This window comes from Paraburkholderia sp. Clong3 (assembly GCF_050436485.1).
GTDB classification, from domain to species: domain Bacteria; phylum Pseudomonadota; class Gammaproteobacteria; order Burkholderiales; family Burkholderiaceae; genus Paraburkholderia; species Paraburkholderia tuberum.
Genome location: NZ_JBNDMH010000002.1, coordinates 4,167,553 through 4,184,049 on the forward strand (window position 1 = coordinate 4,167,553; position 16,497 = coordinate 4,184,049).

At 67.2% G+C, this 16,497-nt stretch carries 15 protein-coding genes; 11 read left to right on the forward strand and 4 right to left on the reverse strand.

From position 1 onward, the window contains the following. Positions 1 to 34: 34 nt before the first annotated feature. The 11 genes from OKW30_RS23465 (at position 35) to OKW30_RS23515 (ending at position 11,119) form a co-directional block, all read left to right on the forward strand. A complete protein-coding gene (locus OKW30_RS23465) occupies positions 35 to 475 on the forward strand; it encodes an acyl-CoA thioesterase (RefSeq protein WP_187628936.1) in 441 nt (146 codons plus the stop codon). Then, positions 463 to 1,173, forward strand: coding sequence for an outer membrane lipoprotein carrier protein LolA (locus tag OKW30_RS23470; RefSeq protein WP_184070788.1), 711 nt, complete (start codon positions 463 to 465; stop codon positions 1,171 to 1,173). Before OKW30_RS23465 ends, OKW30_RS23470 begins: the two co-directional genes overlap by 13 nt. Next, positions 1,173 to 3,632 carry an MMPL family transporter gene (locus OKW30_RS23475; protein ID WP_429347711.1) on the forward strand — a complete coding sequence of 820 codons (2,460 nt, stop codon included), beginning with the start codon at positions 1,173 to 1,175 and terminating at the stop codon, positions 3,630 to 3,632. The genes OKW30_RS23470 and OKW30_RS23475 overlap by 1 nt, the downstream gene beginning before the upstream one ends. Further along, on the forward strand, positions 3,629 to 4,813 hold the full coding sequence (locus tag OKW30_RS23480) for a beta-ketoacyl-[acyl-carrier-protein] synthase family protein (RefSeq protein WP_429347712.1): 1,185 nt from the start codon (positions 3,629 to 3,631) through the stop codon (positions 4,811 to 4,813). The genes OKW30_RS23475 and OKW30_RS23480 overlap by 4 nt, the downstream gene beginning before the upstream one ends. Positions 4,814 to 4,818: 5 nt before the next feature. Beyond that, entirely contained in the window at positions 4,819 to 5,307 is a 489-nt protein-coding gene (locus tag OKW30_RS23485; RefSeq protein ID WP_429347713.1) for a hotdog family protein, read from the forward strand. Continuing rightward, entirely contained in the window at positions 5,304 to 6,029 is a 726-nt protein-coding gene (locus OKW30_RS23490) for a 3-ketoacyl-ACP reductase FabG2 (RefSeq protein ID WP_429347714.1), read from the forward strand. The genes OKW30_RS23485 and OKW30_RS23490 overlap by 4 nt, the downstream gene beginning before the upstream one ends. After that, positions 6,029 to 7,255, forward strand: coding sequence for a beta-ketoacyl-ACP synthase (locus OKW30_RS23495; RefSeq protein WP_429347715.1), 1,227 nt, complete (start codon positions 6,029 to 6,031; stop codon positions 7,253 to 7,255). The genes OKW30_RS23490 and OKW30_RS23495 overlap by 1 nt, the downstream gene beginning before the upstream one ends. Then, positions 7,252 to 8,532, forward strand: a complete 1,281-nt coding sequence (locus OKW30_RS23500; protein WP_429347716.1) for a beta-ketoacyl-[acyl-carrier-protein] synthase family protein — start codon at positions 7,252 to 7,254, stop codon at positions 8,530 to 8,532. Before OKW30_RS23495 ends, OKW30_RS23500 begins: the two co-directional genes overlap by 4 nt. Further along, entirely contained in the window at positions 8,529 to 9,773 is a 1,245-nt protein-coding gene (locus OKW30_RS23505; protein ID WP_429347717.1) for an NAD(P)/FAD-dependent oxidoreductase, read from the forward strand. Before OKW30_RS23500 ends, OKW30_RS23505 begins: the two co-directional genes overlap by 4 nt. 147 nt (positions 9,774 to 9,920) lie before the next feature. Then, on the forward strand, positions 9,921 to 10,733 hold the full coding sequence (locus OKW30_RS23510) for a hypothetical protein (RefSeq protein ID WP_429347718.1): 813 nt from the start codon (positions 9,921 to 9,923) through the stop codon (positions 10,731 to 10,733). Between the two features lie 11 nt (positions 10,734 to 10,744). After that, on the forward strand, positions 10,745 to 11,119 hold the full coding sequence (locus OKW30_RS23515; protein WP_184070771.1) for a hypothetical protein: 375 nt from the start codon (positions 10,745 to 10,747) through the stop codon (positions 11,117 to 11,119). Positions 11,120 to 11,482: 363 nt separating this feature from the next. On the opposite strand, the gene guaD is transcribed toward OKW30_RS23515, so the two are convergent. The 4 genes from guaD to OKW30_RS23535 form a co-directional block, all read right to left on the reverse strand. Further along, positions 11,483 to 12,847 carry a guanine deaminase gene (gene guaD / locus OKW30_RS23520; protein ID WP_429347719.1) on the reverse strand — a complete coding sequence of 455 codons (1,365 nt, stop codon included), beginning with the start codon at positions 12,845 to 12,847 and terminating at the stop codon, positions 11,483 to 11,485. Positions 12,848 to 13,012: 165 nt separating this feature from the next. Beyond that, on the reverse strand, positions 13,013 to 14,062 hold the full coding sequence (locus tag OKW30_RS23525) for an adenosine deaminase (RefSeq protein ID WP_429347720.1): 1,050 nt from the start codon (positions 14,060 to 14,062) through the stop codon (positions 13,013 to 13,015). A gap of 47 nt (positions 14,063 to 14,109) precedes the next feature. Continuing rightward, a complete protein-coding gene (gene xdhC, locus OKW30_RS23530) occupies positions 14,110 to 15,126 on the reverse strand; it encodes a xanthine dehydrogenase accessory protein XdhC (RefSeq protein WP_429347721.1) in 1,017 nt (338 codons plus the stop codon). Then, the coding region (locus OKW30_RS23535; protein WP_429347722.1) for a molybdopterin cofactor-binding domain-containing protein at positions 15,107 to 16,497 on the reverse strand (1,391 nt) is incomplete at its 5' end. The genes xdhC and OKW30_RS23535, both read right to left, overlap by 20 nt.

The window sequence follows — 16,497 nt, forward strand, 5'->3', positions numbered from 1 at the left end:
CCGGTGCCGCTGCCGATCGCCAAGGAGTCAACGCATGAGCGAGCCCGCGAAAACGCAGCACGTGCTCGCCGCGAGCGCGACCGTCGAAGTGCCGTTTCACGACGTCGACGCAATGAACGTGTGCTGGCACGGCAATTATCTGAAGTACTTCGAGTTGGGCCGCGCGGCGCTGTTGCGCGCGTTCGACTACGACTATCGCGAGATGCGGGCGTCCGGCTATCTGTGGCCGATCGTCGAGGCGCATCTGAGGTACGTGCGGGCCGCCGTGTACGGACAGAAGATCGAGGTGCGCGCGCAACTGCTCGAATACGAAAACCGCCTGAAAATAGGCTATGAAATCGTCGATTGCGCATCGGGCGCGCGGCTCACGAAGGGCTATACGGTCCAGGTCGCCGTCGATGCCGCCACCGAGGAATTGCAGTTCGTGTCGCCGCCGGTCGTATTCGAAAAGCTGGAGCGCGTATGGGGACGGTGAACCGGTGCGCGCTGGGAGCGCTCGTGTTGCGGCTGGCGGGGGCGATCGTCGCAATCGGGGCGCTTGCATTGGCAGCGGCGTCGGCCGATGCGGCCACCGCCAGCAATACGGCTCCAGCCGCCAACGCCGCCAGCAACGCCAACGCCGCGCTCGTCTCGCAGATCGCCGCGCGTCTCGCGCAGCCCAAGGGCGTGCGCGCGCAGTTCACGCAGACGCAGACGCTTGCCGCGATGAAGCAGCCGCTCGTCAGCAACGGCACCTTGCTGTTCTTCCGCGAGCGCGGCGTGATCTGGCGGATCGACACGCCGTACAAGGCCACCTACGTGATCACCGACGCTGGCGTCGCGCAACTCGACGCCAGCGGCCGCCGCGTGAGCACGCATAGCGCGCAGGGCAGCCGCGGCGTCGCGCAAGTGTCGAAGATGATGCGCGCGATGCTCGGCGGCGATCTGTCGGCGCTGTACTCGCAGTTCGACGTGAGCGCCGAAGGCAGCGCTGCGCAATGGCGCATGCGACTCACGCCGAATCAACCGCAGCTCGCGCAATCGATCAAGGGCCTCGACATGAGCGGCGGCGATTATCTGCAAAACCTGCGCATCACGCTCGCGAACGGCGACGTGACGAAGCTCGAGTTCGCGAACAGCATGGCCGTTGCCGAGCCGACGCCGGACGAGCGCAGCCTGTTTGGAGCGCCGTGATGGACATGCCGCAGCAGCGAACCGCGAAACATGCGTGGGGCGTGCGCGCCGCATGGCTCGTGCTCGCGCTGCTGGCGGCGCTGTATTGCGGCTGGCGCTTCGCCGGAGCGTCGCCGCTCGAAACCAATCTGCTCGCGCTGCTGCCCGCGACCGAAGCGGACCCGGTCGCCGAGAAAGCGGTCGACACGCTCGCGAGCGCGCTCGGCGATCGCACCGTGCTGCTCGTCACGAGCCGCGACGATGCGCACGCGAAAGCGGCCGCGAAGCAGCTGGGCGCGTCGCTGCAAAAGAGCGGCGCATTCGCATCGGTGACGGCCGAACTGCCGCCGTTCGACCTGTCGCAGATCTCGGCGCTGTATCTGCCATACCGCTTCGGCCTGCTCGCGCCGGCCGATCGCACCGCGCTCGCGACCGCGCGCGCGACGACGCTGCACGACATGCTCGCGCAGCGCATCTACAGCCCGCTGCAAGGCGGCCTCAGTACGCAACTCGCCGACGATCCGTTCGGCTGGCTCGAACGCTGGCTCGGCAATCTGCCGCTCGCGACGTCGAATCTGGAAGTCGAGGACAACCTGCTGGTGTCGCATCGTCACGACGCGCATGGCGACATGACCAGCGTGCTGGTCATCGCGACCCTGCCGGGCTCCGCCTACGAAACGAAGACGCAGCGCGCGGTACACGCGGCGCTCGCCGATGCGCAAAGCGCGTTGCGTCAGACGTTTCCCGACGTATCGGTTGCACGCACGGGCGCCGTGTTCTACGCCGAGGCCGCGCGCAGCGCTTCCGAACACGAGGTGCACGTGATCGGCATCGCGTCGCTCGCCGGCATCGCGCTGCTGATGATGTGGGTGTTCCGCTCGCCGCGTCTGTTGCTGCTCGGCTTCGTATCGACCGCGCTCGGCATCGTCTGCGCGCTCGCGGCGACGCTGCTGATCTTCGGCAAGCTGCATCTGTTGACGCTCGTGTTCGGCGCGAGCCTGATCGGCGAGGCTGTCGATTACTCGATCCAGTATTTCGTCGTCTATCTCGGCGCGGGCCGCGACTGGGATGCGCGGCTCGGCGCGCGGAGGGTACGGCCCGCGCTGGGCGTTGCGCTGGCGACGAGCCTGCTCGGCTACGCGATCCTGATGTGGGTGCCGTTCCCCGCGTTGAAGCAGATCGCGTGCTTCGCGATGGTGGGCATTACGACCGCGTTCGCGTCGGTACTGTCGCTGCTGCCCGCGCTGCTCACGCGCGCGCCGAAGCACAGCCCTCGGCGCCTGTTCGCGAGCGCGGCGCGGCTGCTCGCGCGCTGGCAGCATGCGCTCGGCGGCAAGCGCGCCTGGCTGGTCGCCGCGCTGCTGCTGATCGCGTCGGTGCCCGGTTGGCTGCGTCTGAGCAGCGACGACGACATCCATCTGCTGATCCAGCGCGATGCGTCGCTGGCCGCGCAGGAAGACACGGTGCGCGAGGCGGTCGGCGTCGATAACAGCGCGCAGTTTTTCGTCGTGCGCGGCGCGACCCAGGAAGCGGTGCTGCAACGCGCCGAAGCGCTCGGTGCGAAGCTCGATGCGCTGAACGGCAGCGCCGATAGCGTCGGCGGCTACCAGTCGGTCGCGCAGTTCGTGCCGTCCGCGCAACGTCAGCGCGAGGATCGCGCGCTGCTCGCGCGGCATGTGTTCGGCGACTTCGCCGCGTTGCGTGCGACGCTGCTGCAAGCGGGCTTCAAGGACGAAGTCGCCGATGCGTGGCTCGCCGGCTTCGCTCAGCCGCCCGCGCCGCTGACCGTCGAGCGCTGGCTCGCGGCGCCGTGGTCGCAGCCGTATCGGCATCTGTGGCTCGGCGCGGCGGGATCGAATGACAAGAATCGGGCTCATCAATCTGGCTACGCGGCCGTCGTGATCCCGCAAGGCGTGACGCCGCGCAACGAGCCCGCGCTGATCGCGCTCGCGCGCGGCCTGCCCGGCGTCGTGTTCGTCGATAAGGCCGCGAGCGTGTCGAGGCTGTTCGGCGCGTATCGCGTGGATAGCGGCTGGTGGCTCGGCGGCGCGCTCGTGCTCGTGTGCGTGCTGCTGATGCTGCGCTACGGGGCGCGCGGGGGTATCGCCACGACCTTGCCGGTGCTGTTCGCGGTCGGCGTCGCGCTGGCGGTGTTCGGCTACGCGGGCGTGCCGCTCAATCTGTTCAACTGGCTCGCGCTGATGCTGGTGCTTGGCGTCGGCGCAAACTATGCGGTGTTCCTGCGCGAAGGCTGCGTGCGCGCAGAGGCGGATCTCGGCGCGGTGTGGACCGGCGTGCTGCTGTCGGCGGCGACCACGTTGTTGTCGTTCGGCATGCTCGGCGTGAGCGCGATGCCCGCGCTCAAAAGCTTCGGCACCACGCTCGCGCTCGGCATCGCGGTGGCGGTGCTGCTCGCGCCTCTCGGCATGCCATCGGCAGCGCGCTCGGGCAAGTCATCGGAACCACGGAGGGCGGCATGAAAGCGCCAACAGTTTATTTGCACGCGCTAGGCATGATCAACGCGCTCGGCGGCGACGTCGACGAGATCGTGCCGGCGCTCGCCGCCGCGCGCTCGCCCGGCATGGGCAACGTGCATACCGGCATCGGCGACGCGTTCGTCGGCAGCGTGCTCGCGCCGCTCGATCTCGCGCCGCGCGCCGACCTCGCGCGCTACGACTGCCGCAACAACCGGCTGCTGCTCGCGGCGCTCGCGCAGATCGCGCCCGCGTTCGAAGCCGCGCGCGAGCGCTACGGCCCGCAGCGCATCGGCGTCGTGCTCGGCACCAGCACGTCGGGCATCGAGGCGGCCGAAACCGCGTTCGTCTATCACGCACGAGCCGGCGAGTTGCCGGCCAACTTCAACTATCGGCAGATGGAAATCGGCACCGCCGCGCCGTTCGCTGCCGCCGCGCTCGGCGTGCACGGGCCGGCGTTTACGATTTCGACCGCGTGTACGTCGAGCGCGAAGGCGTTCGCGTCGGCGCGTCGGCTGCTGCAATTGCAGCTATGCGATGCGGTCGTCGTCGGTGGTGTCGATTCGCTATGCGAATTGACGGTGCAGGGCTTTGCGTCGCTCGAATCGACCAGCAGCGCGCGCACCAATCCGATGAGCCGCAATCGCCGCGGCATCAACGTCGGCGAGGGCGCGGCCGTGTTCCTGATGAGCCGCGACGAAGCGGCGGTGCGGCTCGCGGGCCTCGGCGAATCGAGCGACGCGCATCATATTTCGGCGCCGGACCCGCAGGGCGTCGGTGGCGAACTCGCGCTTCGCGAAGCGCTCGGGGACGCGGGCATCGCGGCCTCGGCGGTCGGCTATGTGAATCTGCACGCGACCGCCACGCAGAAGAACGACGAAATGGAAGCGCATCTGATGGCGCGCGTGTTCCCCGGCGGCGTCGCCGCGAGCGGCACCAAGCCGTTGACCGGCCACCAGCTCGGCGCGGCCGGCGCGACCGAACTCGGCTTCGCGTGGCTCACGCTCGCGCGCGAGAACGCGACGTTGCCGCCGCATCTATGGGACGGCGAGGCCGATCCCGCGCTGCCCGCGCTCGATCTCGTCGCGGGCGCGCGCCATCTGCCGCGCGGCACGGGCACGCAGTACGCGATGAGCAATTCGTTCGCGTTCGGCGGCAGCAATGTCAGCCTGATTCTCGCCCGGTAAAGCGCATGACGACTCCGCCACTCACTGTCGAGCAACTCGTGCGTCAGCCGATCGAAGCGATCATCCCGCATCGCGGCAGCATGCTGCTGCTCGATGCGATCGACACGTTCGCCGACACCACGCTGAGCGCCTTCGCCGACGTCGACCCGCACGCATGGTATGCCGACGCCGCCGGCGCGATGCCCGCCTGGATCGGCATCGAACTGATGGCGCAGGCGATCGCCGCGCACATCGCGCTCGTCGCGATGCGCGGCGGCGGCCATGCGCGTCCCGGCGTGCTGCTCGGCTCGCGCAGCTATCAGGCGCTGCAGCCGGTGTTCCAAAGCGGCGCGCGTTTGCGCGTTCACGTGAGCGAGCTGCTGCGCAGCGACGCAGGCCACAGTGCCTACGAATGCACGATCGACGACGGCGACGCGCGCTGTGCCGAAGCGGTGATCAAGGTGTTTCAACCGCCCGATTTTCAGTCATTCATCGAAGGGAGTATGAGTTCATGAGCCGGCGAGTTCTCGTTACCGGCGCAAGCCGCGGCATCGGCCGCGCGATTGCGTACAAGTTGGCCGTCGACGGGTTCGCCGTGACCGTGCATTGCCGCACCGGACGCAGCGAAGCCGACGCGGTCGCGACGGGCATCGCCGCGCAGGGCGGCACGGCGCGCGTGCTGCAATTCGACGTGCGCGAGCGCGCGGTGTGCCGCGAGGCGCTCGAAGCCGACGTCGCCGCGCACGGTCCTTACTACGGCATTGTGTGCAGCGCGGGTGTCACGCGCGACGCGGCGTTTCCGGCGCTCACCGAAGAAGACTGGGACGTCGTGATCGAAACCGGCCTCGATGCCTTCTACAACGTCGTGCATCCGCTGACCATGCCGATGGTGCGCGCGCGCCAGGGCGGCCGTATCGTCACGATCGCGTCGGTGTCGGGCGTGATGGGCAATCGCGGCCAGGTCAATTACAGCGCCGCGAAAGCGGGACTGATCGGCGCGACCAAGGCGCTCGCGGTCGAACTCGCGTCGCGCAACATCACCGTCAATTGCGTCGCGCCGGGGTTGATCGAAACCGGCATGCTCGAACAGGTGACGCTCGATCACGCGCTGAAGACCGTGCCGATGAACCGCGTCGGCCAGCCGGCGGAGGTCGCGTCGGTGGTGAGCTTTCTGATGTCGGATGGCGCGTCGTATGTGACGCGCCAGGTGATCGGCGTGAACGGCGGGATGGTCTGATGAAGCGCGTCGTCATCACCGGCATGGGCGGCGTGACCGCGTTCGGCGATAGCTGGGACGCGGTTCAAGCGCGCCTGAAGCGCGGCGAGAACGCGGTGCGGCGCATCTCCGAGTGGGATTACTTCGAGTCGCTGCATACGCGGCTCGCGTGTCCGCTGCTCGGGTTCACGATCCCCGCGCATTACCCGCGCAAGAAAGTGCGTTCGATGGGCCCGGTGTCGCTGTACTCGGTGCGCGCGAGCGAACTCGCGCTCGCCGACGCGGGCCTCGCCGACGACACGAGCATCGCGGATGGCCGCATGGGCGTCGCGTACGGTTCGTCGTCGGGCTCGGTGCAGCCGATCCGCGCGTTCGGCACGATGCTCGAAACCGGTTTGATGAGCAACGTCACGTCGAACAGCTACGTGCAGATGATGCCGCACACGACGGCCGTCAACGTGAGCCTGTTCTGGGACCTCAAAGGCCGCATCATCCCGACCTCGTGCGCGTGCGCGTCGGGCAGCCAGGCGATCGGCTATGCGTACGAGGCGATCCAGTCCGGCAAACAGACGCTGATGCTCGCGGGCGGCGCGGAAGAGCTGTCGGGTCCCGCGGTCGCCGTGTTCGACACGCTGTACGCGACCAGCACGCGCAACGACGAGCCGCATCTGACGCCGCGTCCGTTCGATGCCGCGCGCGACGGCCTCGTGGTCGGCGAGGGCGCGGCGACGCTCGTCCTCGAAGAGTACGAGCATGCGCTGGCGCGCGGCGCGCGGATTCACGCGGAAGTGGTCGGCTTCGGCTGCAACTCGGACGGCGCGCACATGACGCAACCCACCGCCGACACGATGGCGCTCGCGATGCAACTCGCGCTGCGCGACGCGCAATTGCCGCCCGAAGCGATTGCCTACGTGAACGCGCACGGTACGTCGACCGATCGCGGCGACATCGCCGAAAGCCATGCGACCGCGCAGACCTTCGGCGCGCGCATGCCGATCAGCTCGCTGAAAAGCTATGTGGGCCATACGCTAGGCGCGTGCGGCGCGACCGAGGCGTGGTGGACGATCGAGATGATGAAGCGCAACTGGTACGTGCCCACCCTGAATCTCGACCACCTCGATCCGGCTTGCGCGCCGCTGGATTACATCGTCGGCGGCGCGCGCGAGATCGACGCCGAGTACGTGATGAGCAACAACTTCGCGTTCGGCGGCATCAACACGTCGCTGATTTTCCGGCGCGTTCGATGAGCACAGGCCTGCAACGCGTGGTCGTGACCGGCATGGGCATCGTGTCGTGTTTCGGCAATACGCTCGACCAGGTCTGCGCGGCGTTGCGCGCGGGGCACTCGCGAATCGAACGTATCGATGCATGGCGCGAGCGCGGGCTTGCATCGCAAGTCGCGGGCGTGGCGTCGGTCGCGCACGAGGCGCCGTTCGAGCGCAAGCTCGAACGCTTCATGGGCGACACCGCGCGCTTTGCGTGCCACGCGGCGCGACGCGCGATCGACGATGCAAGGCTCGACCCCGCTTCATTGCAGTCGCCGCGCGCGGGTGTCGTGATCGGCTCGGGCGTCGGCACGATGGCGAGCTACGACGCGGCGCTCGCGATCGCGCACTCGCGCGGCGTCGACAAGGTGCCGCCGTTCACGGTGCCGCATGTGATGAGCAGCACCGCGTCGGCGAACGTCGCGCAGATGTTCGGGCTCGAAGGCGTCAGCTATTCGCCGTCATCGGCATGCACGACGTCGGCGCTCGCGATCGGGCAGGCGATGCAGCTGGTCCAGACCGGCCGCCAGCAGATCGTGCTCGCGGGCGGCAGCGAAGCGCTGCACGACAACACGACGCTGATGTTCGACGCGATGGGCGCGCTGTCGCGCCGCTTCAACGACACGCCCCGGAGCGCGTCGCGACCGTACGACACGCAGCGCGACGGTTTCGTGATCGCGTCGGGCGGCGGCGTGCTCGTGCTCGAAGCGCTCGATCATGCGCTCGCGCGCGGCGCGCGCATCTACGCGGAGCTGAGCGGCTTCGGCGATTGCACCGATCGCGCGGGCATGGTCGCGCCGCGTGCGGCCGGCATCGCGCGCGCGATGCGCGGCGCGCTCGAGCAGGCGGGCCGGCGTCCCGACTACGTGAACACGCATGCGCCGTCCACACCGCTCGGCGATCTCGAAGAGCTGCACGCGTTGCGCGAGGTGTTCGGTGCATCGGTGCAAGGGTTGCCCGCGTTTTCGTCGACCAAGGGCATGACCGGGCATTCGCTCGGCGCGTGCGGCGCGCACGAAGCGATCTATACGCTGTTGATGATGCGCGACGGCTTTATCGCGGCGACCGCGCTGGTCGATACGCCGGAGCCGCAAGTGCGGGACATGCCGCTCGTGCGCTTGCCGCGCGACGCGCGCATCGACACGGCGATGTCGGTTTCTTTCGGGTTCGGCGGGAGCTGCGCAAGCCTGATGTTCGAAGCGTGGCGAGGCTCGCATACGGCGCGGCAACGCACGCAAACCGTTGGAGGAGTGATTTGAACAGCGATTCTTCAAAGCGGACCGTGGTCGACGTCGCGATCATCGGCGCGGGTCCCGCCGGCGCGGTGGCCGCCGCGCTGCTGCGTAAGGTGGGCCGCTCGGTGCTGGTGCTGGAGCGTCAGCACTTTCCGCGCTTTTCGATCGGCGAGAGCCTGTTGCCGCAAAGCATGGCGTACCTCGAAGAGGCCGGCATGCTGCAGGCCGTCGTCGAGGCGGGCTTCCAGTACAAGAACGGCGCGCACTTCGTATATCGCGACCAGAGCTCGTCGTTCGACTTTCGCGACAAGCATTCGCCGGGCTGGGGCACCACGTACCAGGTCGAGCGCGCGCTGTTCGACGACGTGCTGATTCGCTGCGCGGCCGCGCAGGGTGCCGACGTGCGGTTCGGCCACACCGTGAGCGCGGTGCGCACGGGCGCGGCACCGGTGCTCGACGTCGTCGATGAAAGTGCCGGCGCGTATCGGGTCGAAGCGCGTTTCGTGCTCGATGCGAGCGGCTTCGGGCGCGTGCTGCCGCGCCTGCTGAAGCTGGAGGCGCCGACGCGCATGCCGACGCGCGCCGCATTGTTCACGCACGTGCGCGACGGGCTCGCGCTCGACGCCATCGATCGCAACAAGATCTGCATCGCGACGCATCCCGAGCGTCGCGACGTGTGGTTCTGGATGATTCCGCTCGCGGGCGGCCGTTGTTCGGTGGGATGTGTCGCCGAGGCGAGTTTTCTCGAGGTGCCCGAAACACAGCGCGAGGCGGCGCTGCGCGCGCTGACCCGGCAGGAGCCAACGCTGAACCGGCTGATCGGGCAGGCGCCGTTCCTGATGCCGGTGCGGCAGATCGGCGGCTACGCGGCGAATGTCGCGAGTCTGCATGGGCCGGGCTATGCGCTGCTCGGCAATGCGGGCGAGTTTCTCGATCCGGTGTTTTCGTCGGGCGTGACGATCGCGCTGCGCTCCGCGCATCTGGCGGCGCGCGCGCTGAACCGGCAGCTCGACGGCGCGACGGTCGACTGGTCAGCCGATTACGACGTGCCGTTGCGCAAGGGCATCGATACGTTCCGGGCGTTCGTCGAGCGCTGGTACACGGGCGAGCTGCAGGACATCATCTACTACCCGGAACAGGTGACGCCGATCCGCCGCATGATCTGCGCGGTGCTCGCCGGTTACGCGTGGGACGAGTCGAATCCGTATGTCGCGGATCCGGTGCGGCGCCTCAACGCGTTGCACGAGGTGTGCAAGGCGGGCTGAGGCGGGCCGGCGCTTTGGGCGTGTCCCAGGGGATCGAGGGCAGTTGAGGTTTTGGGCTGTCGCCCATATATGGACAACCCCGAGCACGGTATCTATCTGGATGCTGCCAATCCGGGCAGCAACTTCAAATAGATCGTCGACACGCCTATGTCCTTGTCCGTATTTGAAATGCACTCCGTGGAGCTGCGCTGTCAAAGGCCCCTTGGTGCCTGTTATGTCATCTGCGATGAGCGGCACTACAAGGCGTGCCTCGGAAGGGCCGCAGACCTTCAGAAGGCCAAGGCGGAGACCCAGGAATTTCTCAGTATTGTCAGATTGAATCAGAGAAAGTGGGAGGAGGACCTAACGCTGGTCAGGCGTCTCATTGATCGTCAGTTGCTGGCGTTTGATGGTGTGCGAAACTGGAACCCCAACATCGATGGCTGGTGGATCATTAATGCGCTTCTCGACGATCTGCGCCGAGGTGCTCGTCTTGTCATTAAAGGCCCGCGGGCTGACCTGTTTCCATCCCCCCACAGCACGCCGTTGAGCAATCTCGCGGCGAGGGCCGTCGGTCTCCCGAACGGGGAACCCATGCTGTCCGGCCGGGCTGATCCAGCCACCCCGCAAACCGGGCTGATCGCTGCACGCGCAGCCACGGCAGCCAGCAGCAGCGACGGCGATCTGGCCCACGATGCGGGCGCCTCAACGCTGCTCGGCGATGCCCAGCCGTTCGCATACTACGCCAACGACTTGTCGGGGGACTCGACGGAACTGGCTGGAATCCCGTTTGAGGGTATGCCCAACACGTGGGTTGCGAACGCGCCGGGGAAAAAGAAGCAATGGCGGATGTACGGTTCACAAGGCACCCCGACCGTTGATATTGACTTCGACAACCATCATGGCCAGCCAAATCCGCACGCCCACAACTGGGACGACCAGGGCCGCGATCACGGCTGGCCGGTCTCCATACTTCCATAGGACAAGCCACCATGACCATCACAGATGCACTGGAACAGTTCGGCGGTTTTCATGACTGGTACCTGGATGCGATTGCGACCAGCAAGGAAGGTGGCGCCAATACACCAAACGTACTAACACTTGGGTTGTACGAGGAGAGCCGGCGCGCGACCGTTACCTTTCTTGGAGTGACGCGCGCGAGCATCATTGACGGTGGATTGTTGAACATCGTCAATTCGATTGAGGTGTTGAAACCCGGTGACGAGGCATATGCCGCGGCAATCGAGGTACTCAAGAAATCCGCGCATTTTGGAAAGCGCCGTGCCGACCATATCGCATACGTTTTCTCAACAGTTGGCGCTGAGATTGCCGTCGAATTTGAGACGCTCGAAATTGACACTGAATAGCCAATTTGTGAGCACTCGCGGACCAAGACGCGCACTAGGGTCTGTTTACATATGGAACGCACGTGCGTTGCCGCGAGAAGGGCCGCTCGCAAGGATTGCGACGCCGCGAATACTCGACGTATTCGCAAGGAGCATGACGCAGCGAGCGGCCCTTCTCGCGGCAACCCCAGTTCTGAATTTCATTCCAGGGGAATGCCCGCTATCGGCCGCATGGCGGCGTCGCGCGTCGCTCACGTGGCGCGGCCACGCAGCGCTCCTTACTCCTTGCCCTGCGGCCGATAGCGGGCATTCGCACGTGCGTTCAATATGTAAACAGACCCTAGCGTTTCTTCTGCGACTGGGGCGTCTCAACCGAAGCTGGTGTCAAGCCGCGATCTTCGCGCGCCCCGGCACGCGCTGGCGCGCGTCGTCGCGGCGATGCACGCACTTGCCGGCCGCATACGTTTCATACACGGCGCGATCGTCACCGAGCAGCGCGAATGCGAACAGCAGCGCCTCGAGCGATTCGCGCCGCGCGGTGCGGCGCGCGAGCAGCGGCGTCGCCTGCGGATCGAGCACGACGAAGTCCGCTTCCGAGCCGTCCCTCAGCGTGCCGATCTTGTCGCCGAGATCGAGCGCTTCGGCCGCGCCGGCGGTCGCGAGATAGAACATGCGCGTCGCCGTCAGATGATGGCCGCCGAGGCGCGCGACCTTGTGCGCTTCGTTCATCGTCTGCAGCATCGAGAACGACGTGCCGCCGCCGACGTCGGTCGCGAGCGCGATCGGCATGCCGGCCGAGTCGGCCTTGTCGAAGTCGAACAGGCCGCTGCCGAGGAACAGGTTCGAGGTCGGACAGTGCGAGGCGAGCGCGCCGGTTTGCGCCATGCGCTTGCGGTCCTCGTCGTCGAGGTAGATGCAATGGCCGTACACCGCGCGACGGCGCAAGAGCCCATAGTGATCGTAGATGTCGAGATAGCTGCGGTGGCCGGGGAACAGCTCGGCGACCCATTTCACCTCGTCGGTGTTCTCGGCGACGTGGCTCTGAACGAACACGTCCGGATGCAGCCGCGCGAGCGCGCCGCATGCTTCGAGCTGCGCTTCGGTCGAGGTCGGCGCGAAGCGCGGCGTCAGCGCGTACATCTGGCGGCCGCGATCGTGCCAGCGGCCGATCAGCTCGGCGCTGTCGTCGTAGCCCGATTGCGCGGTGTCGCGCAGGAACGCGGGGCAGTGGCGGTCCATCAGCACCTTGCCCGCGACCATGCGCAGATTGCGCGCTTCGCTCTCGGCGAAGAGGGCGTCGGCGGATTCCTTGTGCACCGTGCAGTACACGAGCGCGGTCGTCGTGCCGCAGGCGAGCAGTTCGTCGAGGAAAAAGCTCGCCGTGTCGCGGGCGTGCGCGATGTCGGCGAAGCGGCGCTCGGTTGGGAACGTGTACGTGTCGAGCCACGGCAGCAGACCCGGCGCCGGCGACGCGATCATGTCGGTCTGCGGATAGTGGATGTGGGTATCGATGAAGCCCGGCACGATCAGCTTGTCGCGCCGCTCCACGACCTGCGTGCCGGGCGCGAGCCGCGACGCGAGCGCCGCATACGCGTCCGCCGCGACGACGCGGCCGTCTTCCACGATCAGGAGACCGTCCTCGTGAAACACCACGGCGTTCGGCGCGTGCGCCGGATCGCCGTTGAAGGTCAGCAGAGGAGCGCGGAATGCCGCTTGCGCCGCTTGCGCGGTATGAGCCGATTCAGTCATGGAAAAGCTGTCTCCGAATGTTGAAAGCTGGGCGGCGCAGGCAGCGGCAGCGGCTTCCCGGTTCGGGTCGTTGCCGTTTGCCCGAACGAAGCGAAGCCGCCGGCCGCCGACGTCGGTCGAGGCCCGTCAGTTGAAATCCGTCGGCGCGCGGCTCCGTGCCGCCACTCAGTGCCGCCAATGCTCGTCGAGCTTACCGATCAGCATCGCGCGTTCCTCGGGCGTCACGAACGACGCCTCGAAGCCGTTGCGGATGATCGTGTAGACCTCGGCGTCGTCGAGCTTCAGCGCGTCGATCGTCGCCAGATAGTTCGCGTTCACGTAGCCGCCGAAATAGGCCGGATCGTCGGAATTGACGGTCACCGCGACGCCGCGATCGAGCAGGTCTTTCAGCGTGTGCCTGGTCAGGTCGTCGAACACGCACAGCTTCAGGTTCGACAGCGGGCACACGGTCAGCGCGACGCGCGTATCGGCGAGACGCGTGACGAGCGCCGGGTCCTCGATGCTGCGCACGCCGTGATCGACGCGGTCGACCTTCAGGACGTCGAGCGCTTCGTAGATGTAGGACGGCGGGCCTTCCTCGCCCGCATGCGCGACGAGCTTCAGACCGAGCGCGCGCGCCTTCGCGAACACGCGCTCGAACTTCGACGGCGGATGGCCGCGTTCCGACGAATCGAGCCCCACGCCGATCAGCCGATGCTCGTACTGCTCGAACAGCGGCAGCGCTTCGTCGAAGGTGGCGAGCGCATCGTCCTCGGACAGATGGCGCAGGAAACACAGGATCAGCTTGCTCGACATGCCGCGCTTCTCCGCGTCGGCGAGCGCGCGTTCGATGCCGGCCACGACGGTCGCGATCCGCACGCCACGCTCGGTATGCGTCTGCGGGTCGAAGAAGATTTCGCTATGCACGACGTTGTCGGCGAGACAGCGCTCGACGTAGGCCATCGTCATGTCGTAGAAGTCCTGCTCGTGCAGCAGCACGCTCGCGCCCGCGTAGTAGATGTCGAGGAACGATTGCAGGTCGGTGAACGCATAGGCGGCGCGCAAGGCTTCCACCGAGTCGTAGGCGAGCTTCACGCCGTTGCGTTGCGCGAGCGCGAAAATCAGCTCGGGTTCGAGCGAGCCTTCGATGTGGATATGCAGCTCGGCCTTCGGTGCGCGCGCGGTTTTGTCGGCGAGCGTAACGGGGAAAACAGGGGTAGCGGTTGTCGGGTTCATCGTGGTTTGGAATTGTGTGTTGGGTAACGAGCGGCTCCGGCCGCGTATCAAACCGCCTGCGTCGGGTGGCGCGCACCCGCGTTCGCTTCGACGGCCTGCAACACCTGCGCGGCCGCCGAGATCGCGATGACCTCGGGCGACTTGTCGACGATGCCGTCGACACCGAGCGGACACTTCATCCGCGTGATCCGCGCCGGATCGATGCCGCGAGCCGCGAGCCGATGCTCGAACTGCTTGCGCTTGGTATGCGAGCCGATCATGCCGAAGAACGCGAAGTCGCCGCGCCGCAGGATGCGCTCGGCCAGTTCGAGATCGCGCGCGTGGTTGTGCGTCATCACGACGAAGTACGTGCTCGGCGTGGCCTGATCGATCGCCTCGTCGGGTGCGTCGTTCGCGTCGATCGTCACGTTCGGCGCGTGCAGCGCATCGAGCGACGGAAACTGCGCGTCGCGCTCGTCGACCCAGCGCACCGTGCAAGGCAGTGTCGCCAGCACGCGCACGAGCGCCGCGCCGACGTGACCGGCGCCGAACAGCACGACGGCGAATTCGCCCGGCGCGATGGTTTCGGTCAGGAGCGCGCTGCTGTCGTCGAAACCGGCGCCGTCCCACAGCAGACAGTCGGCGCCGTCGATGCCGGGCTCGGGCTCGGACAGCATCACCGCATCCGGCGCGGGGCCGAATGATACGCTACGCACCGTCGATTGCCCCGCCGCGAGGCGCTTGGCGAGCGACGTGAGCCAGCCGAGATCGCCGACGTCGAGCCGCTCGAAAGCGAGGATCACGGCGCCGCCGCAGCACTGGCCGAGGCTCGGCCCCAGCGCGAAGCGTTCGAGCCGGCGCATGTGCGGCGCGCGCATGCCGTCGCGCAGCACCTGGCGCGCGGTCTCGATCGCCTTCCATTCGAGGTGGCCGCCGCCAATCGTATGCCTGGCCGCCTCGCGCGTGACGATCATCTTCGTGCCGGCTTCGCGCGGCGCCGAACCTTCGACGCGCGCGACCGTCACCAGCACGGCGGCGTCGCCATGCGCGACAAGATGTTGCAGGTCAGTGAGCCAGGCTTGCATCCGGCGATTCTCCGTGGGGGGCCGCGTGGGGCGTTTCCGCGGCGGGTTGCGTGTTTGTGTCGGTGCTATCGGGGTGCGCGGCGGCTTCGGTCGGATCTGCGGTCTGCGACGCGTTCATCGCACTCAACGTGTCCAGCGCATCGACTATCGCCTCGGGCGTCGCCGGCGCGCGCAACGGCGGAGCATGTCGCGCGCCCGGCACTGCGGCCGCGATCGCGTCGCGAATCGCGAGAAACACCGAAAACGGCAGCAGCAACGGCGGCTCGCCGACCGCCTTCGAGCGGAACACGGTCGGCTCGGCGTTGCTGTTGTCGTAGAGCCGAACGTGGAACGCGGCGGGCGTGTCGCTGACCGCGGGAATCTTGTACGTCGACGGCGCGTGCGTCATCAGGCGGCCGTCGCGGCTCCACCATAGCTCTTCAGTGGTGAGCCAGCCCATGCCCTGAATGAAGCCGCCTTCGATCTGGCCGAGATCGATCGCCGGATTGATCGACTGGCCCGCGTCGTGCAGCACGTCCGCGCGCAGGAGCTTCCACTCGCCGGTCAGCGTATCGACGACGACCTCCGACACCGCCGCACCATACGCGAAGTAATAGAACGGATGACCGGTCAGCGACTTCGCATCCCAATGCACTTTCGGCGTCGCGTAGAAGCCGTCCGACCACAACTGCACGCGCGCGAGATACGCGGCGTTGACGAGCTGTTCGAACGGCAGCGCGCCGCCGTTCACCGACACGCTGCCGCGCGCGAATTGCACGTCGTTGGCGTCGCCACCGAGCTGGCGCACCGCGAGTTCGGCGAGCCGCGCGCGGATCGTCCGCGCGGCGGCTTCGGCGGCCATGCCGTTCAGGTCGCTGCCGGTCGAGGCCGCGGTCGCCGACGTGTTGGCGACCTTCGAGGTATCGGTCGCGGTCACCCGGACGCGCGATAACGGCAAGCCGAACTGATTCGCGACCACCTGCGCGACTTTCGTGTTGAGCCCCTGGCCCATCTCGGTGCCGCCGTGATTGACGAGCACGGAGCCGTCCTTGTACACGTGCACGAGCGCGCCGGCCTGATTCAGGAACGGCACGTTGAACGAGATGCCGAACTTGACCGGCGAAAACGCGAGGCCGCGTTTGAGCACGGGACTCTTCGCATTGAATTCGGCGAGTGCCGCGCGACGCGCGCGGTAGTCACACGAATCTAGCAGCGCGTCGGTCAGCGGCGCGATGATGTTGTCTTCGACGCGTTGTCCGTACGGCGTCGTATCCCGTTCGCCGACGCCGTAGTAATTCGCGAGCCGCACGTCGAGCGGATCGAGCCGCAGCTCGCGCGCGATGCCGTCGAGCAGCACCTCCATCACGAGCGCGCCTTGCGGTCCGCCGAAGC